Raw genomic sequence first — 24,545 nt, forward strand, 5'->3', positions numbered from 1 at the left:
AATGAATCAGGTGCATTGGGCACATCTGGAAGGCAATGTTCCCGGCTCGGGAATCGGTTATTATTTCCCTGATGCCCCAACGATAGACGGTCTGCGTGAGTCTCGGACTGGCGCATGGAAGGATATTAATCAAGGGGGATCAACGGAGCCGATTACGAGAAATTATGCCAGCCTGTCGATTGCTCAGGGAACGAATCCGGTGAATCAATCGTATTCGTATGTGCTTCTGCCGAATCAGGATGAAACGGCGACAGCGCGCTACAGCAGTAGTCCTGACATCGAAATTATAGCCAACACGGATAGTGTGCAAGCCGTCAAGGAACAGAAGCTGGGACTTACGGCTATGAACTTCTGGGTACCGGGAATGATCGAATCCGTGCGCGCCAATCATCCAGCCTCCATTATTATCAAGGAGTCTGGAGATGAACTGACGATAGCCATTTCGGATCCGACACAGTCTCAATCTGTGGTGAATGTGGATGTCGGCAGAACCGCGCTGGAAGAGCTGATGAAAGATCCAACCGTAACGGTACTGCAGACCTCACCGAGGATTGAACTCGCAATTCATACCAGCGGGTCCAAAGGAAAAAGCCATGTTGTCAAGTTCAGAATTGATCCGAATGCCGAGCCTTCTGAGCCTTCCGATTCGGAACCAGACGAAGCGGCAATAACGAAGCTGTATGTTTCTGAAGATGCGTATGTCAATGGAGGATCGAAAGCTGCAGTCAATTATAGTTCGGTCAATTACTTGCAGATCAGAAATGGCAGCGGGGACACAGACAGAAGGGTTTATCTAAAATTCGATCTGAGTCCATTTCTCGGTGAAGTTGGTTCTGTGAAGCTGAATGTGTTCGGAAAGACAAATGACGGGGCAGGCACTTTGTCCGATATCGGTGTATTTGGAGTCCAAGATGATGATTGGACGGAGGCAACGCTAAATTACAATAATGCTCCAAAAATCGGTACTCAAGCTGCGCTGCAGACTTTTTCCGGACCGGAGCAGTGGCGGCAGTTCGATATTACCTCATGGGTTGGCACGGAGTTCCCTTCCGATCCGGTGATAAGTCTGGCTCTTAGGCAGGTAGGCTATAATCTCGCCACAGACATAAGAAGCCGTAAGAATGAGAATGGCAAATATACCGCGTATCTGGAAATTTTGCCGAAAGATACAACACCTCCAGTCACGAAGGCTACCATACTTGGAGAAACAGGAGAAGGGGGCGCATATAAGGGCAAAGTCAATATCACTTTTGATGTCACCGACCAATCCAATGGGGGAGCTGTCGGCTGGGGAGTCAAGCGGACAGAATACCGGCTCAATGGTGGTTCATGGAGTACGGTTACTCAGAGCGTATATATCGAGAACCCCGGAACCTTCGGGATCGATTATCGTTCGGTGGATAAGGCTGGAAATGTAGAGCCTTTCCGACAGCTTCAGGTGACAGTCATGGAGCCTACAGAAAGAGTCTCAACGGCAATTAGCGGCCCGGAAAGCCTGGCTGTCGGGGAGACCGGAACGGCGGTTACTTCGGTAGTGTACAGCGATGGCAGCCGTTATATAGTAACCGAAGGTATAGTCTATGAGAGCAGCGATCCTAACGTCGCAAGTATAGGCAAAGATGGCCATATTGAAGCTAAAGGACCGGGCGTTTCGGTTATTTCATCCGTATATGACAACATGACCGCTTCCTATTTATTAAAGGTGTATGGACAACTGCCGGAGCTCGTCTCTATTTCGTTAAGCGGTCCGACATCCTTGGAAATAGGGCAGAGCGGTAAGGTGGTCACAACGGCGGTATATAGTGATGATAGCCACCTTACGGTAACCGAGGGTGTGATCTACGAGAGCAGTAACAGGAAGGTAGCCACAGTAACGACAACGGGGCAGCTGCAAGCACTTGATCCGGGCATGACTGTGATTACTGCAAGTTACGGAGGACGGCAGAGCAGTCTGAGGCTTCAGATTCTACAAGCGGAAGAGACTACTTCAACTGTTCCGAGTCCGCAACCACAAGTGCCTTCCGTACCGGAGGTAACGGCAGGGCGGCTGCAACTAAACGCAGCTTCGTTGAACGATCTTTCGGAAGCCATTGTCTACGAGGGTAAATTGAGAATGCTAGTATTGCCGGGGATGGCAGCAGACATGCTCAAACAGAAGCCGCTTCGGGTAGAGGCTTCTAACTTTAATCTGACCCTTCCGGCAGCGGTGCTTCAACAATTGCGGGGTTTGATTCCTGCGGAGCAATTGGCCGGCAGCCAGATCTTTCTGGAGGCTTCTGAGGTGAATGGGGAAGCGGCGCAGAGAATACTAGCTAGCGCAGAGAAGAAATCTGGTGCAGTGCTAAACCAGGCAGGAGAGTTCCTTCTCTTTACCCTGTATATTGTTGCTGGTGACGGTACAAGAAGCATACTTCCCCAATTTGTTGAGCCCGTTACATTAGAGCTTAACGCCTACCCTGAGGCCAAAAGGAATTTGCTCGGCGGCTATTATTTTCCGGATTCCGGAAATATAGAGTATGCGGGCGGTTCCTGGCTGAAGGGCAAGGTGGCTCTGCGCACCGAACACTTAGGCACATATGCCGTGCTGGAATACAACAAATCGTATGACGATGTTCCTTCTGGACATTGGGCGGCGGCGGTTGTACAAGAGCTAACGGCCAAACATCTGATTCAAGGAGTCGGACTTCGGAATTTCGAGCCGAACCGCTCTGTGACCCGTGCAGAATTTACAGCTATGCTGATCCGCTTGCTAGGACTTGAAGGGAAATCATCTACAGCATTTGCGGATGTATCTGCGGATGAGTGGTATGCGGAGGAAGTGGCGCAGGCAGTAGAGGCGGGGATAGTCCATGGGGTGAGTGAGACTCGCTTCGCTCCAGAAGCCCCTATTTCCCGCCAAGAGATGGCGGTCATGGTGATGCGAGCCTACGAATATGTCAGCGGGAAAAAGGTGGAACCGAAGCCTGTAATCCAATTCGGTGACTTGCGTGCGGCTGCCTCATGGGCCCGTGAATCGATCATTGCTGCCCAAGCCCTTGGACTTATCCAGGGTCGAAGTGACCAGCAATTCGCTCCGGGAGGCTCAGCAACTCGAGCTGAGAGTGCAATGGTTCTATACAATCTTTTAGCAATTAAGACTGAAAAGTAAGAATTTGAAGCCAGGGCTTTGGGTAGGTTCAGTAGAACCATTCCAGAGCCCTTTTGGCGTTTAGAGAAATCGGCAGATTTGGATGGGCAGAGCTTTCGTTGAGGTTTCATTTCTACTCGGTTTGTGAATAATGGAGGATTGAATAGGAAGGGAGCATTAGAGATGCAGGTGTATATGGACATTGTGCTTAGGGCCTTTGTTGCTATGATCATGCTTTTGCTGATCGCCAAAATATTGGGAAAACAAACGTTATCTAACTTGACCTTCCACGATTTCGTGACGGGTATTATATTGGGCTCAATAGCCGCGAACTTGGCGTTTAATAAACAGCTACATTCTTCCTACATGATCCTGGCGCTTATAGTCGTTACCGTTACATCTTTTTTACTATCTATCATCGCTTTAAAAAGTCGTAAAATGAGAAGCTGGATTTCAGGTTCACCCACTGTACTTATTGAGGATGGGAAAATTCTTGAGCAAAATATGAAAAAGGTAAGGTATTCGTTGGATTCTTTGGATCAGGCCTTGAGAGAAAAGGAAATTTTTAATCTAGAGGTAGTAGAATACGCTGTGCTGGAAGATAACGGAATGGTGTCTGTATTAAAGAAACAAGAGTACCAATATGTTACCCGAAAAGATCTAAAGCTGTTGTCCGTTCCTCAGAGCTTTCCCGTTGAATTGATTATGGATGGAATAGTGCTTGCAGATAATCTTAAGGATAATGGCCTGACCCAAGAGTGGCTGGAGAACGAGTTAAGACGTAAGGGAAAACAAATTTCTGATGTGTTTTACGGGGTAAGAGGAACGCAGCAGCAGCTGATTTTTGACTATTATGAAGACGGGATAAAGAAACCTATTGATAAAGAATAGCTTTTGTTCATATTGGAGATTGACGGATACCTAAGCAGCGTCTTATAATGTTTATATAATTATTAATTAGTTAATAAAAATATAAACGTTGAGAGGCGGTATTTAACCATGGCAGAACGTGCGATCCTTAATACTGACATTCGCAAAGGGACGATTAACAGAAATATTTACGGACATTTTTCTGAGCATCTTGGCCGTTGCATTTATGAAGGGATTTGGGTTGGAGAAGATTCAACTATTCCTAACACCAACGGTATTCGTAATGATGTTGTGAAAGCGCTTAAGGAAATTAAAATTCCTGTACTACGCTGGCCAGGTGGCTGTTTCGCGGATGAATATCACTGGAAAGATGGTATCGGAGCCCGTGAAGGTCGTAAACGTATGATTAACACTCACTGGGGCGGAACGGTTGAGAACAACCATTTTGGTACGCATGAATTCATGGAATTATGTGAGATGCTGGAATGTGAGCCTTACATTAACGGTAATGTGGGCAGTGGTACCGTTCAAGAGATGTCCGAATGGGTGGAGTATTTAACCTTTGGAGGCGTATCTCCAATGTCCGAGCTTCGCCAGCAGAATGGTCATCAAGAGCCTTGGGCTGTGACTTATTTTGGCGTGGGGAATGAGAACTGGGGCTGCGGCGGGAATATGCGTCCAGAATATTATGCAGATCTTTATCGCCAATATCAGACGTATGTACGAAATTACGGGGACAATCGTATTCACCGGATTGCTTGTGGTCCTAACGTGGATGATTATCACTGGATGGAGGTTCTGATGCGTGAGGCAACACGCTTTATGGACTCGATTACCCTGCATTATTATACAATTCCTGGTCCAGCATGGGAGAATAAAGGTGCAGCTACAGGCTTTGAAACGAGTGAATGGTTTAGTACATTAGAGAAAGCCCTTCGCATGGATGAGCTGATCACCAGACATGGCGTTATTATGGATAAATATGATCCGGATAAAAGAGTAGGTCTTATCGTAGATGAGTGGGGAACTTGGTATGATGTAGAGCCGGGGACGAATCCAGGATTCCTGTATCAACAAAATTCAATTCGGGATGCTCTTGTAGCAGGCGTGACCTTGAATATTTTCCATAAACATAGTGACCGGGTACGGATGGCAAATATTGCGCAGACGATTAACGTACTTCAGGCAGTTATATTGACCGAAGGGGAAAAGATGGTGCTGACCCCAACGTATCATGTATTCAATATGTTTAAAGTCCATCAGGATGCGGAGTTGCTGGATTTAGCACTGGAAAGTGGCACTTACAGCTTTGAAGGCCGTGAGATTCCTGAAGTATCTGCTTCGGCTTCCGTAACTGCTTCTGGAATCATCCATGTCAGTCTTTGCAACTTGAACCATGCTGCTTCTGCTGCTGTTCCACTTGAGCTTCGTGGTCTTTCCGGGAAGAAGGTTGAAGTGACAGGCACAACACTTGCCGGTGATAAAATTGATGCTCACAATACCTTCAGCCAACCGGAGGCGGTAGTGCCGCAAGCCTTCACTGCCTTCACTCTGGAGGGCGATCTTCTTAATGTTGAACTGCCTCCAATGTCAGTAACTGTGCTGGAGATTACGCCGAAGGCTTAAGGTGGTGTTACCATGTCAACAACATCAACATGCAAGGGATGCAGAGAGGATTATAAAGTTACGCCAACGCAGATTAATCGTATCTTGTCTTCTTCCATGTTTAAGCCAGAGTTTTGTGTTCCAGATGAAGTTTACGCTGAACGGGTTGCCCTTTGTGGGACTTGCCCTAAGCTGCACGAAGGGGTAACTTGCGTCGCTTGCGGCTGCATCATCCCCGTAGTAGCCAAGCTTAAGGAACGTAGTTGTCCATTGCCGGGGGGTGGCTTGTGGGGTCCCTTTATCGAAAAGAATTAAGCTAAAATAAGAGCCGCATTCGACTCTCCAATGGGAGGTGAATGCGGCTTTATTCTTGGTTATCCGTATAGAACAACTCAACGATTAGATCTTCATTATAATTTCCAAAACCTTTGCCAAAAAGAGTAATCCCGCCAATATGCTCGGCATCTTCATCTACGGAAAGCTTGAAAGACCACTGTTTGTCACGGATATTCACTTGATCAAGGGTAACTTCTGAGAGCTTCAAACCATCCATAAATGTACCTTTCGCTGTAATACGCAGCTGCTTGAGCAAGCCGTATTGGTTCGTGAGTGCTGGCCACCAGGCCGGTGTATATTTACCACGGCTATCCCCGTAGTCACCGGGACTTGTCCAGAATCCAAGCTTCACTCCGTTCAGAGTGAATGTGATATCCGAAGGCCAATTATTATTAATGGAAGGTGCTTCGGAAGCAATTTCCATGGTTATAATCAGTTCCTCAGGATGCTGGCTGGAGAGGAGGAAATTAGGGATTTTATATTCGATAAATCCTTTGCCGAACCAAAGAATCCCCGCATTCATACGCTCAAGATCCCAGAAATAGCGGGGATCATCAAAACTGCCGATCACTTTCTCAGTAGTTGCAAGACCACAGGTTGGCTCGATCAGGAAGTCGGAGTAATGTCCAACCGGAATTTCCTTGCGATAACTTTTGCGCTCATTGATCTGTCTGCCTGGGAAGGTGATTTCTGCTCCTTCAGCAGCTAGAGTACAGATCTTTTGCAGACCACTTCGACCAGGTGCCATATGCGTCTGGATCAGTCCAGCAGCTTCCAGCTTACGCACATGCATAGTCATAATGGCGCTGCTCAAATTTACTGCTGCGGCCAATTCCTTAACATTCATAGGATTTTCGGCAAGCAAACGCAACATATGCAGGCGTACTGAGCTGGCTAAAGCTTCATAGACGGGAAGGGATTCTTCCGACAGGTCAAGTTTCATAAATGGCCTCCAATTAAAATTTATGGGCTAATCGCCGATGATTAAGAAATTTATTAATAACAATATAAAAATCGACGTTTATTTCGGATGTATAGTTAATGATTATATTAGTTAAATACTTTTTTTACAATATGGGACTTTAAAAAAAGAACGGAGCCTGTGGCTCCGCTCTCTTTTCAAATCAAATCTTGCTTAATCTACGTTCGAGCTATACTCTGCCTGTACTTCATCTGACTTGAGCGCTCTGCTGTAAATCTTCAGTTCATCAATCATGCCCTTAAATGGTGCATCCCAATAGTTGACGCCTAGAGCGAAAACGCCGTTTTTGTTCTTAAAGACATTCGGGAAGCCCTCACCAGAGAACTGCTCTACTCCGTTGAGGTAAACTTTTACGGTACCATTGCTGACCGTAAACGCAACATGTGTCCATGCGTTTACTGGAATCTTCATGGCAGAAATAGCATCATACCAAGCTTCTCCGGACCATAATAACGTTTTACCGCCGCCGTTCTGAGGAACGAAGCTAATCCAGCTATTTTTAGTGGCAGCGCCGAAGAAAGTAGTTGTTGCATCTGTAAGTTGTTCAGGATTTAGCCACATAGATACGGTGTAGGTATTGCTGTCAATTAATCCATCAGGCAAACGGATACCGGAGGTACCGTTGAATATTGCAGCTTGACCGAGGACACCGTTACCGTATGTGATATTGCCTACTGTTGGGCTATCTACTTTTGCTCCTGTAACTTCGCCTTTTCCGTTCAATTGGAAGGAGTTATCCAGGTCGCCATCAAAAGCATAATGAGCTACTTTTCCATCAGTTACATTTACTGTGTAGCTGGCTGAAACTTCGCTTCCATCAGTCGCTGTTGCAGTAATTACAGCTTGGCCACCGACAGTTAGTGCTGTTACTCTTCCGCTCGCTGCGTCAACAGCCACTACGCTGGAATCGCTAGAGCTCCAAGTTAGCGCCTTGTTTCCGGCATTGGTTGGAAGCACACTTACTTGAGGGGTGAAAGTATTTCCTACAGCTACTGATTTAACAGCTTCACTGAATGAAATATTACTTACTTTAATGTTCGTATCAGGCTCACCGTTTACAAGCCAGCCCACAGCTTCCGCAGACAATGCTCTATCATACACGCGGAATTTATCAACCAAACCTTTGTATGGTGCATCCCAGTAGTTCACACCAAGAGCAAATACACCGTTTTCTGTATCAAAAATATCTGTGAATCCTTTTCCGGAGGATTTCAATATACCATTTACGTACATATTGACTGTTCCAGCATTGTAAGTGAAGGCAACATGCGTCCACTGGTTAACTGGAATTTGTAAGCCTGTATCAGCATCTAGCCAAGTATCGCTACCGAACCAGAGTCTGGTGGTTGCTCCACCGTTTCCATATGGCAGGAGACTGAACCAGTTCGTTTCGGTTTTAGCACCGAAGAATACAGGAGTAAAAGCTTTTAATTCGGATGGGTTCAGCCACATCCCTACCGAATATGCGCTACTTTGAATTAATCCGTCAGGTAGACGAACACCGGATTTACCATCAAACTTGGCTGCCTGACCGTCTTTACCAGCCTCAAAAGTGATGTCTCCATCCTCAGTGTTGTTGATCAGATTTCCGGTGACTATGCCGTCAGCTGTGCGATCCCCATTTTCTGCAAGGTCGCCATCAAAGTCAAAGGCAGCTACTAAGCCGTCTTCCAATTGCGTGCTCTTTTTTTCCATAACAACGGCGGTGAAGGTCTTAGTTACTGCGACTTCACCTAGCTTAATTGTAGCAGTCAGTTCAACTGTAGCGTTTCCAAGTCCAAGTTCAGGACGAGTAACCTTACCATTGTTAGCAATTACAGCCTCATTGGAAGAGGACCATGAAATTTCTGCTCCGCGCAAGCCTTCCGTAGGAAGGGTGATGTCATCGTATATTTTTCTTGTGTCACCAATACTCAAGCCTGCAGCAATATTGTTCAAAATCTGCTCAACGCTCATCGATTCCATCTGGCTGCCCCAGATAGTGATCCCTTGATCTGACATTGCGGTGAACGTCATAACATGCTGTTGGCGTGAGGAATCCCATTGCTTCACAAATACACCTTTGTAGAGATGTTGTACGGTGCTTCCATTTTCCGTTTCGTTAATGAGCAAATGAGCGAAGTACTCATCCTTCAATTCCCAAGTTCCGGTTAACGATCCAACGATCGTTCCGTCACTTTTTAGCTCGATATCTACTGTAGGTTTGATAATGCCTGAAACATCCTTGCCGTGGTTAACGAACTGATAAGAGCCGACAACATTATCCCGTGCTACAGCCCCAATAGTTTCACCCGTGTAACGATGTACGGCAGTTACTGGCCAGCCATCTTCGTTAGTGAACATTTGATGCACACGAAGTTCATGGGTTTCACCACGGAGTGGGAAACGAGTGTGGAAGAAGTTAAATATTTTACCCGTTTCATCATCATATTGTACCGAGTTATGTCCTGAGGACACATAACCATACGTTTGGAAATTCGGGTCTGCATTTTGATTTGTAAACATGAAGTTTCCTAATAGCTTATTACCATATGGTGTGTTGTCACCATCGGTAGTTAGAACAGCATTCTGTCCTGCTGCATCCGTATAAGGGCCGTCCGGATTTGTTGAACGGAACTGCCGCATGCTGTAACCGCCTTTGGAGTCAAGTCCACCGTAAGTTACATACAAGAAGTAGTAACCAGTCTCCTTGTCGTAAACGATATACGGACCTTCACCCGATTTGGTCATTCCGCCAGAAATATGGGTTCCGAAATAGCGGTCGATAATACGTCCATCAGCGGTCTTTCCATCTTTGCCTGGATATTTAGGTTCTCCGGTAGCTGGATCAATCTCCAGAATGAATATACCACCTGACCATGAACCATAAGTCATCCAAAGCTTGTTGTCTTTGTCGTAGAAAATAGTTGGGTCAATTGCATTTGTATAGGTTTTGTTTTGATACAAACCACCTGCATTAAACCAATCTGGATTGACACCTTCCAACGTTCCATTGTCGATAAGGTCCTTGATATTTGTATTGTCCCATTTCTTATTTACTTTACTGTCACTGTCATAAGCCTCTTCCTTGGTGAAACCGGAATAAATTACGGTATTTCCATAAGTATAAGGCCCTTCGATATTTTGCGAAGTGGCGTAGCCAATCGCCGAACGGATATAAGTAGAAGAAGCGCTGTAATACATCATATAAGCGCCAGTTGTTCCATCAGCGTTCTTATAATCATTATTCCAGAATACGTCCGGTGCCCAGATGGAGAATCCGCCTTTACTGTCCGAATCGTTCTCGCCAGCCCACTTAAAGGATTCTGCCAGATTCTTGGACAGATCACCAAAAATCACGTTGCCCGGTGTTGTATAACCATTAGTGAACTGTGTCCAGTTCATCAGATCATCTGATTTGGCCGCATCGATATGGGAGCCAAATACATAATAAGTTCCATTATCCACTACCACCGATGGATCATGTACCGAGACATTGGTGAGTGCTGGTGCAGTTGCTCCCGGACTAGGTGTAGCCGTCGGACTAGGTGTAGCCGTCGGACTAGGTGTAGCCGTGGGATTTGGTGTAGCCGTCGGATTTGGTGTAGCCGTCGGATCTGGTGTAGCCGTTGGGGCCGGAGTAGCTGTAACTTCCGGAGCCGAAGTAGCAACAGAACCGCCGTTAGATCCACCGGTACCAGTGGTTGCCGTAGCCGTTGGAGTTGGTGTTTCAAAATGGATTAACTGACTGTACTTGCTATCAAAGATAACCTTACCCGTGCCTTGGATGGTTAGGATATCGTTGAAACCAAGGATTAGATTCTTGATTTCTGTACCTGCTTCTACACGCAGCTTGGCTTTTTGCTTCAGTGTAACTTCAGCAATACTGCCTGCTGTCAGATGGAGTGTAGGCTCTCCCAACGCTTGAAGCTCAACGGAATCAAAGCTTCCTTTCAGCTTGAGGATGGAATCCTTAGGCAGCGTATTCTCAACAATAACCCGGCTGAAACCTGCCCCCGTTAGTGCATCTTCCTCTAGTATTGCGCCGGAATGTACACGTACGTTTGGTACAGCACTTGTGCCTCTAGTAACGACTCGCAGCTTGCCGTTATGCTTATCTACTACCATTTCAGCAGCATTGGAGTCGCTTAGTACGACACTGTTCTCACCACCACCAGAAACGAATACTTTTCCCTTAACAGTGACATTATTCAGTGTGACATCGCCCTCAGCAATACCTTCGGTAAGGTAGAGATTCCCTGAAATTGTGGAGTTTTTCAACTCTACGCCTGGGCTGCTGATAACCATATTCCGAGTGTTAATCCCCGAATAGCTTCCGCTCTTAGGCGTGATTTCTCCGCCCAGCTTCTCAATCATGCGCAGTGCTTCCGCTCTTGTTACAGCCTGAGTTCCTTTAAAGCTGCCGTCAGTGTAACCTTGCAGATAACCTTCACCAAGTAAAGACAATACTGCTTCTTGGCTCCATTCTGGCAAATCAGCAGCATCCTTTGGTGCAGAAGTGCCAACAGATGAGTTGAGTTGGAACAGTCTGTATAACATTACTGCAGCTTCTTGCCGACTTACTTGCTGTGCGGGTCGGAAGGTGCCATCGCTGTATCCTGTTACATATCCTGCAGCGGTTGCTTTTTGGATATCGCTGTAGTAAGCACCTGTCGTGGAAACATCCGTGAAGCCTATAACGGCTTTTTCCTGCAAATTAAAGACCCGATTAACCAGAGTAACCCACTCTGCACGGTTGATTTCTTGATTTGGCTTATATATTCCGTTTCCGTAACCGAGAATCAAGCCCTTATCTACCCAGGTTTGAAAATCTTTTTGTGCCCAGTGGCCGGAATAATCGGCAGTTTGTTGCTGAGTGGATAATGCGACTGCTTTGGAATCGCTTGCAGAAGCAGCAGAAATTAATGGAGCAGGCACTAATAGAGTGAGGGCAAGCAGGGAAGCGGTTAGTTTACCAGTAGTTTTTCTCAAATGTATGTTCCTCCGATTCTAGTGATGTAGAGCTTGTACACGCGTATTTTTCCAATTCCTCCCTTCTTTACTGAAAAAAATGTAAAACGCTTACATAAATAGCTACTAAAAAAACGCTTTCGAATATGAAAATGGTTTTAATTTATGTATTACTAAACCATAACACGGAAAACGTTTTATAATGCTCTCATTTTAAGCATGATATCAGCAAATAGTCAAATAGAAATTTAATGATTTATGAATCTTTTTATATTTTTATAAATTATAAATTTAAAAATAGAGGCAAATGATTTAACTACTGGTGATTACTGCTGAAGTGGATAAGAGTGAAATGTGGTGAATGGATGACTAGGCGGGATATATCAGCAAGATAAAGAGAGGGGATAGGGCATAACAGGTGGGGGGGAGCTAAAGAAGAATAGCTAATTAGTTGTTCACCCCCGCAAAAAAACCAGTTTTGCTTAGATCATAAATGAAAAATTTACAGATAGTACAACTTGAAAATGATATCTTGATCATGGTTTCCGAATTTTTTTCCGAAAATCGTTGCTCCTCCTACGTGTTTTGCATCTTCCTTCACTTCGATCCGAAAGGTCCAACGATCACAATTCGTATCTAAATCCTCAATCGAAACCTGAGACAGCGGGTCACCGTCAATATAAGTTCCATTGTGGTTTGTAATTCTAATCGTTTTTAGCAATCCGTATTGATTGATATTGTGTGGCCACCATTCCGGTGTGAATTTACCTCTAGCATCAGCGAAATCTCCGGGGCTCGTCCAAGTCCCTAATTCCAAGCCATTCAAAGAAAAGGTGATGTCTGAAGGCCATACGTCATTAGCAAAGGGGAATTCGGAAGAAAGCTCTAAGCTAATCTCAAATTGCTGTAGGGTTTCCTCTTTTTTTAGGAAATTAGCGATATTATATTGCACATAACCTTGCGTGAACCAGAGAATCTCTGCGTCCACTCTTTTAGAATCCATGAAATACTTAGGTTCGTCTACTCTGCCGATAAACTCCTTATCCGTAGCAAGTCCGCAAGTAGGTTTCAGATCATAATCGGTATAATGACCAATCGGCACTGATGTCTCGTAGGAGGCAAAAGAGTGAAAGATTTTTTTCGGGAAGTTAATCTCAATATGATCCACCCTAAGGATTGAGATTTTTTGCATTCCTGATTTACCAGGCACCTTTTCAGTTTTTATGAGCCCTGCATCTTCTAGTTTTTTAATGTGTTTGGTAACGATAGGACTGCTTATTTTAAGTTCTTCTGCCAAATCTTTGATGTTCATCTTATTTTTGGAGAGCAACTGAATAATTTTGATGCGTACTTCACTCGCTAAAGCTTCGTAAACAACAAGAGAGGATTTGTCGATTTCCAACTGCATTTTACCCACTTCTTTCAAAGTTATTTCATATACTGTAAAGTTTATTAATCTATATATAAAGTAACATGAAAGGTAACCGAAGTAAATATAATATCGCTTTCATCTCCGAGAGATGAATCAAAAGGTTAATTAAACGAAAAAAAATTCTGTTAAGTTTATTTAAATGTTATTGACTACGCTTTCACAATGAATGTATACTAATCTCAAGTTAATCGTTTTCAAAGAAAGTGAACATGAATGGTTATCTTAACATTACAGCTGCAGGGGGAGAGAGTAATGAAAAAGAAATTTGGAGTTTTATTAGCAACGGTTCTAACATTATCGACAGTTTTGGCAGGATGCGGTGGTAAAGATGATAGTAAGACGATTACGTTCTGGACACCGCTGACCGGTGATGACGGTGCTTATATGGATCAAATTGTTAAAAACTACAATGCAACGAATCCCGAAATCAAAGTAAAACATGTTATTACGGCTGATATGTACACAAAAATTTCTACAGTTTTGGCATCTAGCAAAGGTGTTCCTGATTTAGCAATTATCCACGCTGACCGTGTTCCTGGGTTTGTTAAACAAGGTGTACTGGAATCCATGCAAGATACCGTATTGCCAGCACAACCTGAACTGAAAGCTGAAAATTACTTACCACAAGCTTGGAACACTGGTAATATCGATGGAACTCAATACACAGTTCCTCTTGATATTCATAGTAACGTAATGTATTACAATAAAGATTTGCTGAAAAAATATAACGCTGAATCCTTCTTGGATGATAACGTTGTTACTATTGATGAAATGCTTTCCTTACAAGGTAAATTGGATGAAGGCGATTACGTAGTTAATGATGCCTTGCTGGGCTGGGTTATCTTGGCTCAAATTCAAGATTTGGGAGGGGATATCCAAGTCGATGGAAAACCGGCTGTTAATACCCCTGTATTTAAACAAGCGTTTGAAAATGTTAAGAAAATCGCCGATGCTGGCCTGATGACTCCATTTGGTGAAGACGGTTACTTGATGTTCCAATCTCAAAATGTACTTTTCTCGACAGACGGAACTTGGAGTTCTACAGCACATGCTGGGGTTGAAGGCTTGAACTTTGGCGTGACCAATGTTTATTCTCCTACTCCTGATAAATTCACCAACAGATCTTCTTCTCACTTGTTCGCTATGTTGAAAAATGATAAGAGAACAGACGAAAAAGAAGTGGGTATTGCTAACTTCTTGGAATATGTTCGTACGAATTCGATGGAATGGGCAAAAGCTGGACAAAACGTAGCAAGTAACGTAGTTAACCAAAGCCCTGAGTACAAAGACTTTATGCAATCCTTCTTTACATCTGATGAAAAAGAAATCGAATCCCTATACATTTACACCTATGAATACTACCCATACATTGCGGAAGCTGTAGATACTTACTGTGCGGATATCGTGCGTGGCAACGTTGATATTGATGAGACTTTGGCAACGATGCAAAAATTTGTTGAAGATAAAATTGCGGAAAGCAGCAGTGCAGCAAAATAAAGCAAAATAGAATAGATTGTACGAAGTAATGTGCCATGTTATGGTGCATTACTTTGTGCAAAAGGAGAAATGAATTCCTATGAAAAAGAAAATCAATTGGGCACCTGCTTTCTTTGTAGGTCCGCATGTCATTTTGTTTGCTGTCTTCATTTTATTGCCAACGATTTATGGGATTTATGCTTCATTTACAAAATGGAATTTAATGAGTGATCCGGTATGGGTAGGCTTTGATAACTATAAGGCTATTCTTTTTGACAACAGTTCAACCTTTCATACTCAATTTTTCAGAGGTCTAAAAAATACATTGATTTTCGTTGCTATGTCTGTTCCGTTGCTGATTATTATTCCATTAATGGTCGCGGTGGCGTTGGAACATAAAAAAGTTAAAATGAAGAGCTTAATTCAATCTATTCTTTATATTCCTGGCTTGATTTCAATTTCTGCGGCCGCACTGATTTGGCTGTTGATCTTTAATAAGCAACTTGGGATCACTGGTAATCTATTTGGATCACAAATTGCTTGGCCTGCAAATCAACCCTATGCGTGGATTATTATCATTGTAATTACTTTATGGGGTGGTATTGGGGGCAACATGATTATCTATCGTGCTTCCTTAAGTGGCGTTTCTCAAGAGTTATATGAATCGGCTGAGCTCGATGGTGCGGGTTCTATTAAAAAATTCACTAGTATTACCTTGCCATCTATTCGTTTTCCATTAATTTATACCTTTGTTATGACAACTGCGGGTGCCTTTAATGTATTCGGCCAACCGTTAATGATGACCGATGGCGGACCTCGACAAAGTACACACGTTCTAATGATGTATATTCGTCAATTAGCTTTCGGTAACGGTGAGTCCATCGCCGGGATGGCATCAGCTATGGCAGTTTTACTGGGATTAGTTATTTTGGTGATCTCAGCGCTGCAATATTTTGTAATGAACCGAAATGCTTCATAGGTTCGCAGAAACTAATTGACTAACAAGGAAATGGAAAAGGTAGGTGTACTAAAATGTCAAACCAGGCAGTAAATCCAGTTGTAAATACAACAGGCAAAATAAAAGGCTCCTCCAGTGTAAGTATTTCAAAATATATTTCCTATATATTTCTAGGTATCCTATGTGTGATTTGGATCATTCCTGTTATATTCGGGATTTCCACCTCATTTAGATCACAAACGGAAGTAGTATCCTCGGGCTTCAGACTATTTCCTAAAGAGTGGGTCTTTGAGAACTACGTTACAATCCTAAACAATACCTCTACAGCTCCAATTCTACGTTGGTTAGGTAACTCATTGTTTATTGCCACATCTCACACCATTCTGGTTGTTATTGTTATTTCGATTACAGGTTTTGGTTACACCCGTATTAAGTTTAAAGGAAGAGACACATTGTTCTTTACTTTGCTGGGGATCTCCTTCTTCCCGGGTGTTGTTAACTTGATTCCTTCTTATAAAATCATTGACTCTTTTGGTTGGGTGAATACTTCCTGGGCTATGATTATCCCTGGTCTTGCGGGTATGGGTAATATCTTCTTGGTCAGACAGTTTATGAACGGTATCCCAAAAGAATTAGATGAATCGGCTAAAGTTGATGGTGCTAGTGACTTTAGAATTTTCGCGCAAATTATATTGCCGTTAGTTAAACCAATATTGATTGTTTGCGGATTGTTCTCCTTTACTGGATCTTGGAATGACTTCCTCTGGCCGGTTATTGTGTACACAGATGTAGACAAAATGCCAATTACCGCTGGTTTGCTCTTATTGCAAGACATCTACGGAAACTATCGTATGATCGGACAATTAATGGGCTCGGCAATCATGGCGATTATTCCAACATTGCTGCTATTCGTTTTTGCACAAAAATACTTCGTTCAATCCATCAACCTGAATTCGGGTATCAAAGGTTAGATCGAATGAACTTAAACTTAAATACACCTTGACTTCTTATAAGGAAGGGTGTGTTTTGGTGACCTGCAAATATAAAAAAAGAGATAAATATAGGAGTTGTCATTGTGAGAGAATTTAATGTGAAAAATCCACTAGTTGAGCAACGAGCAGATCCTTGGATCTATAAACATACTGACGGGTACTACTATTTCATAGCTTCAGTTCCAGAGTTCGATAGAATTGAGCTTCGCCGTTCTGAATCCATTCAAGGATTAGCTGAGGCTGAAGGGAAGACCATTTGGGTTAAGCATGAAACGGGCTTGATGAGTGCTAATATCTGGGCGCCAGAGATTCATTATATTGATGGAAAATGGTACGTGTATTATGCAGCTGCACATACCTCTGATACGAAAGATGGTTTATTTGATCATCGCATGTTTGCACTAGAAAACTCATCCGCAAATCCTTTAGAGGGTGAATGGGTGGAAAAGGGTCAAATAAAAACAAAATGGGAATCTTTTGCCTTGGATGCAACAACTTTTGAGCATAAAGGAGTTAGATTTTACGTTTGGGCACAAAAAGATCCTGCTATCCCTGGCAATTCAAATATTTATATTTCCGAAATGGAGAACCCTTGGACACTAAAAGGCGAGCAGGTGTGCATCACCACTCCTGAATACGATTGGGAAAAAATCGGATTTTTGGTGAATGAAGGCGCAGCAATCCTTAAGCGTAATGGACGCATTTTCATGACTTTCTCAGCTAGTGCAACAGATCACAACTATTGTATGGGATTGTTGACTGCTGATGAGAATAGTGATTTGATGGATCCAAAATCATGGGTCAAGACACCTGAACCTGTGTTTACGACTTCTGAGGAAAACGGCCAATATGGTCCGGGACATAATAGTTTTACTGTCTCTGAGGATGGCACACAGGATATCCTTGTTTTCCATGCTAGAAGCTATAAGGAAATTGTCGGTGATCCGCTTTACGATCCGAATCGTCACGCACGTGTGCAAGTAATCCAGTGGAATGAAGACGGAACGCCAAACTTTGGTGTACCTAGACCGGATACGAAATAAAAAGGGATTTGTCGCATAAAACAACAGAGCAATGATTCTCCCAGAGGTGGAGAAACACTGCTCTGTTGTTTTTTATAAGAGTCATAGTTATAACCCTCCTGAGGCTTAAGGACTCAGCTGACGCTATTTGCAAATTTTTGGACATTTGAGCAAGGTTGCGGACCCCAGTGCAGCTATTCCTTTAGAAAAGGTTCATTTTTGCTGTTCTTCAAGCCAATAACGACTTTAGGGTCCGTTAGGTACACAAATTTGTGATAAAGTTGCATTTAAGGTCAACGGTGTCCGATAGTTGCTTCGGGAACGCGTAAAAGCAAGATGATCAAATGAGGTACTCTTATAATGGAAGATCCCGTCTTCTGAACAGCTCTACTCCCAAGGAAAAGGTGAACACTCCGATCAACAGCAGCCAACTGGAGACCTGAATAATCTCCACGTTGCCCTGAACGATTTCCCCGGGTTGATAGAAGGAGAATAAGGTTAGGAAACGCAGTCCTTCCAGTTTGTCGCTTATTTTACCGAGTAGATCCAGAGTGAAAAATCCGAAGGCGATGGCGCCGGAAATTCCGAGCGCTTTTTTCTCGTCATTACATACAGAGGACACGAGAAAGGTAAGGCCGCCTACCGCAAAAAATAATAAAAACGCCACGGTATTCAGCTGAGCGAAGCGACCACTGTTAAAGTCATATTCACTGCCAAGGAACCATGCTTTACCTAATAATCCGGCGAGGGTGGTTACACCCATAATTAAGAGTAATGCTGTAGTGAGAACAAGTGCCTGCGTGGTAGCGACTTTTCTCCGTGTAGTTGGGGCTATGAGCAGATAGGCCATGGAACCGCGATCCACGAGTCGAGCCATAAGCTGCGTTGACATTTGCACACAAACTATGGAAAGAATCAGAACTAGTATAAGTCCATAATATTCTCCGGAGATAAAAGCTTCTGCACTAGTAAAACCGCTATTTAGCCCAAAGGCTTTACCCACACCCTCTGGCATCGCCTTAATAAGGTCATCAATTGCTTGTGTACTCCCCGCAATCCCAGGATAAAGCCAGATCATAAACAAAATATAGAAGGCAGAACCAAAGGCGTAATTCAATATTCCTTTCAGGTTCACTCGCATCATTTCCTTATAGAGCGGAAGATTCATTACACTACCCCCTCGCGGTCATAATAGTCCATGAAGATGTCCTCCAGATTCTGCGTGAATACGTCGATGCTGCGGATATTGTATTTTCCAGTTTCCCGGATGAATCGGTCATAATTGCCCTGCACAGCTATTCGGACCCTATTTCCCTCGTGAGCTTCCACTTGTAGGCCGGAGGCGGCAAAATTCACTGCATCTTCACTATTCGCAAAAATGACCTCAAACAGCTTCCGTTGCATCGATTGCAGTTCATGAATATTTTTCACGGTGATAATCCGTCCGTCTTTAATAATTGCGGCGCGGTCACAGGTGCGTTCAATTTCTTGAAAGCTGTGTGAGGACATGAGAAAGGTGGTTCCGGCTGATTTTTCCTCCAGTACCAGATCAATAAATACCTTTTGCATGAGCGGGTCGAGACCCGAGGTAGGTTCATCCAGAATAATAACGTCAGGACTGTGCATAAAAGCAGCGACGATTCCGACCTTTTGCTTCATTCCCTTTGACATTTTTCGGATCGGAGTGGTGGCATCAAATTGCAAACGTTCAATCAGCTGCTCGCGTTTGGTAGTATTTTTGATTCCCTGCATGGCTGAGATAAATTTAAGGAAAGAAAGACCCGTCATCCCATCAAAAAAGTTGATTTCACCGGGTAAGTAGCCAATATGCTTCTGGACTGTCCCTTGTGCCTTCCATACATCAAGCCCATGGATACTCGCATGCCCTTGATCTGGTTTCATAAAACCCATGATATGCCGTATGGTCGTCGATTTACCCGCACCGTTAGGACCCAGAAATCCAAAAACCTCGCCTTTATTTACGGTAAATGTTACATCTTCGATTCCTTTGCCATTCGAAAATCGTTTAGTTAAGCCTTCTACTACCAGCATGCTGCCACCCCCGCCGTAAAAATAATGAATTATTATGAATCAAATATTTCATATGTTATATTATTCCTAGTGGTTAATGAAGTCAATAAAATTATGAAATAATTGAAATGGAATATTTCATTAAATTTGAATATGCTTACTTAATAACGAAGTTAGGGTGGAAGCTATGAATGGATTTGAGAAGAGAGCAGCACAGATTAAACTCAAAATTATGAAAACTACCATGGAGATGCTCAAGAACTGGGAACCGAAACGTCTACGGATCGCTGATATTGCGAAAGAAGCAGGGGTCTCTCAGGTGACGATTTATAATTATTTTGGCAGTAAGGAAGCGCTGCTTAGTGAGTCTTTTAAGGACTTTGTTCAGAAGGAAATTCAGGAGTTTGAAGATTACATTTATCAAGAGCATTCTCTAAAGGAGATTATTGGTTACATTCTAACCATGGAGAGGGAAACTTACAGCGGCTTATCTCCCGCAACTGTGAAGGAGCTTATGGTTGAGGATCAAGAAATGTTCCATTATATTGAGGAACGATATGCGAATGACATTTTGCCGGTGCTGGTGAAGATGGTCGAAGATGGGAAAGCGCGGGGAGAAATCTCAAATAAAGTATCCACCAAAGGGATACTTTCACTAATGGGGATGTATATGCGTAATGCAGGTGAACTTCTAGACGAAGCTAGCAAACAGGAAGATATGGATGCCTTCATCGAGGAAGCCATCCATATTTTCTTCTATGGCATTTGCGGGAAAGAGTAAGGGGAGCTTGAGCTGCGAGAGCATCACCCTTAATTGATCAGGTGAACAGCGGATTTCCAGTCATGCCGACCCAAAGAGCGGATTGTTCAAGCTGGGCAGCAAGCTGAAGCAGCAAATCTTCACGGCCTTTGTTCGCCATGACTTGAACACCTAGCGGCAGGCCATTTGCTGACTTATGGACGGGCACACTCATTGCAGGCTGGCCTGTCAGATTTGCGAGCTGGGTGAACGGTGTATAGGTTAGGCTTGGCTCAAACATCTCGTAAATTAAGCGGCTCTGTTCTTCTTTTGGCAATTCGTTTACGTGCAGCAGCTTTGCTATCTCTGCAGGTTTATGCGTTAATTCACCAATTTTGGGAGCAGAGTTTGCATTCGTAGGTGTTATATATAAGTCGTAATGATTAAACAGTTCCGCCATTTGGGCGGCTGCAACGTCCCATTCATCCAGACTATGTACGAATTCGGCCGCTGAAACATTTTTTCCGGTCTCACCAAGGACCCACGTAATGATATCGACATCGTCAGCAGTTATGGAACGTCCCATATTTCTCTCCAGGGAGACGAACATAGCTGCTACCTCTCCGGCATTCATCGTATAGTAGTTCTCCATCAGTCTTGTGCCATTCACAGGACTTTCTGTTTCTTCAACCGCATGTCCTTCAGTTTCGAGCCATTTCACGGTTTTGAGAACAGCATTTGCGGCCTCTTCAGAGATAGGCGTACCTACTGGGGAAGCCGTCGTAAATCCAATTCGTAGTTTACGTTGCGTAGGCTTAAACAGGTCATCCAGATATACGCCCGGGTATAACGGGGTCTGGAAGGCGGCTTCCGGCTGCACAACCTGCAGCAGATCTAACATAGCAGCGCTATCGCGAACGGACCGGGTTAAGGCAAAATCAATAGAAGCCCCTTGCCATTGACGGCCGACTCCAGGTCCTACTGGTGTGCGCCCGCGCGTGGGTTTAAGTCCGAATAGGCCTGTGAATGAGGCGGGAATACGGATGGACCCACCACCATCACTGGCTCCTGCTACTGGAACAATACCAGAAGCTACAGCCGCCGCGGCTCCGCCACTTGAACCTCCAGGAGAATATTCGAGATTCCAAGGATTACGAGCAGGGCCATGGAGGACATTCTCTGTAATGTTTTTTAAGCCGAACTCGGGTGTATTCGTATGGCCAAGTGGAATAAAGCCGGCTTTCCTAATTCGTGCAACATAATTTGAATCCCACCGTGCGACATTGTTCTTCATCAGCATAGCCCCACAAGTGATGGGCTCGCCAGCGATAGATTGGGAAATATCTTTTAATAGAAACGGAACGCCAGCAAACGGCCGAGTGTTATCCTGAACAGGCATCTCGTCGGCTTCTCTAAGAGCAGCTTCACGACGGGTGCGCACCACCGCATTTATGACCGGATTGATCTCATCTAACCGAGCAAAGGCGGCTTCGACCAGCTCACGAGGTGAAATTTCACGTGCTTTGACAAGTGAAGCAAGTCCTAGAGCGTCATAGGTAGAGTAAGAAAAGGACAAATTAGATACCCACTTTCAATTTAGGATGATTATTATATTATACATCCCATTAGTTATTTTTTGAAAATGGGTAATCTGACATCTATCAATTCTTTTTTACGTCATATTAGGCTATACTTAGTGTTAAATGATTTTATGGGGTGTACTGATGAACGAAGAGAAATATCAGAATGTGGATGGGTTAATGGAGGCTTTCCAACAATTCGCTAGAATGAACTGGCGTAAAACCACGATTTGGGGCTTGAAGCCAAGTGAGGTCCGGATGTTGGTTTCTTTAAAGCTTGGTAAAGAACGGGAAGGGAAGAAGGGACAGACGGTTTCGGAGATTAGCAAGTTTCTGAAAGTCACCTCTCCTACGGTTACCCAAATGCTCAATAGTCTGATTGCACAAGGATATGTGGTGCGTACTTCTGATGCACAGGATCGCCGAGTTAGTGAGATCACGCTTACGGAAAAAGGGGAGCATCTGGCTGAGATGGCTGTAACGAAATCCCGGAATACCTTTAAAGGTATGATTGATTACATGGGCAAAGAACAGACGGATACGTTAATGGAGCTGTTAAACGGAGTCTATGTTTACTTCGAAGAATTGAACGATCAACCAAATGAATCCTAGCCCTTCTTATAAAAAAAGAGATGCCGCACAGCCTAAGCTGTTTACGGACATCTCTAATGTAAGGTTATTTGTGATTAATGTGCAGCAGGCACAGATTTTTCGAGTTTTTTACTCCCGTTTTTATCCTCTGCGTGTGTCTCCATTTTTTTCTCTCCACTACGTAATGGAATCTCTTTAAGGAACAGAACGAGCAGTGCTGCGATAACTAACAGCGCCGTACCACTTAAGAACACAACTGTCAGGGAATCGCTTAGTGCGTTCCGCAGCATCTCAATCAATTGATTGAAGAGCGGCTGGATTTGCTCTGGCAGTGTTGCATGCAATTCTTTAAGCTTAGGCTGATCTAGCAGCATTTGAGGATTCATAAAGGCAGAAAGCTGTTTAGCGGATTCAGAATCAAGTTTGGATAAATCCGGACCTTTGCCAGAAGACACCGCTGCCTCTAATTTTTTCGTTAATGAGGAGTTCATAATGGTACCCATGATGGCAATACCTATGGTTCCACCTAAATTACGGAATAAAGTATTTGTAGCAGTAGCAACACCTAGCATTGAAGGCGCTACAGCATTTTGTACGGTTAGAGTAAATACAGGCATTGATAGTCCTAACCCAACCCCGAAGATAATCATGCTGACTACAGCCGTAGCAATGTTACTCATAAAGGCCATTAATATCATGGCTACAACCATGAATGGCATCCCCATTAGAGCATAACGTTTATATTTTCCTGTTTTGGAGATCCATCTTCCCACTAAAGTACTTAGTACAATCATAGTAAGTGACATTGGCATATTGATGAAACCAGATTTAGTTGGGGAGACGCCCTCTACCCCTTGCACGAAGAAAGGCAGGTAGATCATTGCGCCCATCATACCGGCATTCATCAGGAAGCCGACAATCATTGAGATGGATACGATGGAATTTTTAAATAAGGATAATGGCAATACTGGGCTTTTAGCTTTACGTTCAATCAGAATCAGGATAATCAGACCCAGAATGGAAGCCCCAAACAAGCCGAGAATCTCCGGAGAACCCCAGTCATATTTTGTTCCTGCCCATGAAAAGCCGAGCAAGAGCGCAACAATGGTCAGGGAAAGGAAAATGGAGCCTAAGTAGTCGATGGACTCAGATGTAGAACGCGTGGTTTTAGGGAACATTTTCAAAATCATAAAGAAGGCCACGATCCCGAAAGGTAAGAAGATCCAGAAGATCCATTTCCAAGCCATGTGATCTACCATGAATCCACCAAGGGTAGGACCAATTACACTGGAGAAACCAAATATCGCCATCATAATTCCAGTCCACTTGGCTCTCTCTCTTGGAGCGAACAAATCACCTACAGCGGTTACGGTAGCCGACATTAGAATCCCGCCGCCTAGACCTTGAATCCCGCGATAAGTGATCATTTGAAAAATGTTGGTCGACAATCCGGATAGGAAAGCACCTATAATAAAAATGACAATCCCTGATAACAGGAAGGGCTTTCTTCCGTAAATATCGGATAACTTACCGACAAGTACGGTAGCAATGGTTGAGGTGAGCATATAGATGGTAATTACCCAGGTATAATGTTCAATACCTCCAAGCATCGCAATAATTCGGGGCATTGCTGTGCCCACAATCGTCTGGTTGATTGCTGCGAAAAACATAGCCGCCATTAAAGCAATCATAATTGTAACTTTCTTTTTCTGAGTGAGATGCTCCAGAGCAGTTCCTCTCCTTTAACTTCTATATATTGTAGTTTGGGAATTCATGTCGTAATAATTAGGTAGCCAAACTATCATTTATGTATAATACACAAATTCATCAATTAGCACAACAGGTTAATTATTA

At 43.8% G+C, this 24,545-nt stretch carries 17 protein-coding genes; 10 read left to right on the forward strand and 7 right to left on the reverse strand.

Translation table 11 applies throughout. The annotated features are described in order from the left end of the window. Position 1 precedes the first annotated feature (1 nt). The 4 genes from MHH50_RS07970 (at position 2) to MHH50_RS07985 (ending at position 5,917) form a co-directional block, all read left to right on the forward strand. Positions 2 to 3,148 (forward strand): S-layer homology domain-containing protein, encoded by a 3,147-nt coding sequence (locus MHH50_RS07970; RefSeq protein ID WP_340034174.1) that lies wholly within the window; start codon positions 2 to 4, stop codon positions 3,146 to 3,148. A 162-nt stretch (positions 3,149 to 3,310) separates the two neighbouring features. Continuing rightward, positions 3,311 to 4,018: a DUF421 domain-containing protein gene (locus tag MHH50_RS07975; RefSeq protein WP_076184726.1), complete on the forward strand. Its 708-nt coding sequence runs from the start codon at positions 3,311 to 3,313 to the stop codon at positions 4,016 to 4,018. Between the two features lie 108 nt (positions 4,019 to 4,126). Then, entirely contained in the window at positions 4,127 to 5,623 is a 1,497-nt protein-coding gene (locus MHH50_RS07980; RefSeq protein ID WP_076104908.1) for an alpha-N-arabinofuranosidase, read from the forward strand. A gap of 12 nt (positions 5,624 to 5,635) precedes the next feature. Beyond that, on the forward strand, positions 5,636 to 5,917 hold the full coding sequence (locus MHH50_RS07985; protein WP_076100542.1) for a DUF6171 family protein: 282 nt from the start codon (positions 5,636 to 5,638) through the stop codon (positions 5,915 to 5,917). Positions 5,918 to 5,966: 49 nt separating this feature from the next. Here the strand turns inward: MHH50_RS07985 and MHH50_RS07990 are convergent, their stop codons facing one another. The 3 genes from MHH50_RS07990 to MHH50_RS08000 all read right to left on the reverse strand — a co-directional run bounded on the left by MHH50_RS07990 (position 5,967) and on the right by MHH50_RS08000 (position 13,278). Then, positions 5,967 to 6,881, reverse strand: coding sequence for an ArsR family transcriptional regulator (locus MHH50_RS07990; protein ID WP_076100540.1), 915 nt, complete (start codon positions 6,879 to 6,881; stop codon positions 5,967 to 5,969). Positions 6,882 to 7,073: 192 nt separating this feature from the next. Then, positions 7,074 to 11,891, reverse strand: coding sequence for a LamG-like jellyroll fold domain-containing protein (locus MHH50_RS07995; protein ID WP_076310200.1), 4,818 nt, complete (start codon positions 11,889 to 11,891; stop codon positions 7,074 to 7,076). A 481-nt stretch (positions 11,892 to 12,372) separates the two neighbouring features. Beyond that, positions 12,373 to 13,278 (reverse strand): ArsR family transcriptional regulator, encoded by a 906-nt coding sequence (locus tag MHH50_RS08000; RefSeq protein ID WP_076126270.1) that lies wholly within the window; start codon positions 13,276 to 13,278, stop codon positions 12,373 to 12,375. A 276-nt stretch (positions 13,279 to 13,554) separates the two neighbouring features. Here MHH50_RS08000 and MHH50_RS08005 point away from each other — a divergent pair, with 276 nt between their 5' ends. The 4 genes from MHH50_RS08005 to MHH50_RS08020 all read left to right on the forward strand — a co-directional run bounded on the left by MHH50_RS08005 (position 13,555) and on the right by MHH50_RS08020 (position 17,771). Beyond that, positions 13,555 to 14,799, forward strand: coding sequence for an extracellular solute-binding protein (locus MHH50_RS08005; protein WP_076101554.1), 1,245 nt, complete (start codon positions 13,555 to 13,557; stop codon positions 14,797 to 14,799). 79 nt (positions 14,800 to 14,878) lie between these two features. Further along, on the forward strand, positions 14,879 to 15,757 hold the full coding sequence (locus MHH50_RS08010; protein WP_076138280.1) for a sugar ABC transporter permease: 879 nt from the start codon (positions 14,879 to 14,881) through the stop codon (positions 15,755 to 15,757). 53 nt (positions 15,758 to 15,810) lie between these two features. Then, entirely contained in the window at positions 15,811 to 16,707 is an 897-nt protein-coding gene (locus MHH50_RS08015; protein WP_036675639.1) for a carbohydrate ABC transporter permease, read from the forward strand. A 104-nt stretch (positions 16,708 to 16,811) separates the two neighbouring features. Beyond that, positions 16,812 to 17,771, forward strand: a complete 960-nt coding sequence (locus MHH50_RS08020; RefSeq protein WP_340034175.1) for a family 43 glycosylhydrolase — start codon at positions 16,812 to 16,814, stop codon at positions 17,769 to 17,771. 334 nt (positions 17,772 to 18,105) lie between these two features. On the opposite strand, the gene MHH50_RS08025 is transcribed toward MHH50_RS08020, so the two are convergent. Together MHH50_RS08025 and MHH50_RS08030 are read right to left on the reverse strand one after the other, a co-directional pair. Then, positions 18,106 to 18,918, reverse strand: a complete 813-nt coding sequence (locus MHH50_RS08025; protein ID WP_076134034.1) for an ABC transporter permease subunit — start codon at positions 18,916 to 18,918, stop codon at positions 18,106 to 18,108. After that, on the reverse strand, positions 18,918 to 19,802 hold the full coding sequence (locus MHH50_RS08030; RefSeq protein ID WP_076279767.1) for an ABC transporter ATP-binding protein: 885 nt from the start codon (positions 19,800 to 19,802) through the stop codon (positions 18,918 to 18,920). The genes MHH50_RS08025 and MHH50_RS08030 overlap by 1 nt, the downstream gene beginning before the upstream one ends. Before the next feature lie 166 nt (positions 19,803 to 19,968). Here MHH50_RS08030 and MHH50_RS08035 point away from each other — a divergent pair, with 166 nt between their 5' ends. Then, positions 19,969 to 20,562, forward strand: a complete 594-nt coding sequence (locus MHH50_RS08035) for a TetR/AcrR family transcriptional regulator (RefSeq protein WP_076126280.1) — start codon at positions 19,969 to 19,971, stop codon at positions 20,560 to 20,562. A gap of 37 nt (positions 20,563 to 20,599) precedes the next feature. Here MHH50_RS08035 and MHH50_RS08040 read toward each other — a convergent pair whose 3' ends face one another. Next, on the reverse strand, positions 20,600 to 22,096 hold the full coding sequence (locus MHH50_RS08040; protein WP_076279766.1) for an amidase: 1,497 nt from the start codon (positions 22,094 to 22,096) through the stop codon (positions 20,600 to 20,602). Between the two features lie 148 nt (positions 22,097 to 22,244). On the opposite strand from MHH50_RS08040, the gene MHH50_RS08045 reads away from it, so the two are divergent. Next, entirely contained in the window at positions 22,245 to 22,712 is a 468-nt protein-coding gene (locus MHH50_RS08045; RefSeq protein ID WP_076126284.1) for a MarR family transcriptional regulator, read from the forward strand. Positions 22,713 to 22,786: 74 nt separating this feature from the next. Here MHH50_RS08045 and MHH50_RS08050 read toward each other — a convergent pair whose 3' ends face one another. Next, positions 22,787 to 24,418, reverse strand: coding sequence for an MDR family MFS transporter (locus MHH50_RS08050; protein WP_076218151.1), 1,632 nt, complete (start codon positions 24,416 to 24,418; stop codon positions 22,787 to 22,789). Positions 24,419 to 24,545 lie beyond the last annotated feature (127 nt).

It is taken from the genome of Paenibacillus sp. FSL H3-0302, assembly GCF_037982245.1.
Classification (GTDB): Bacteria; Bacillota; Bacilli; order Paenibacillales; family Paenibacillaceae; genus Paenibacillus_AQ; species Paenibacillus_AQ odorifer.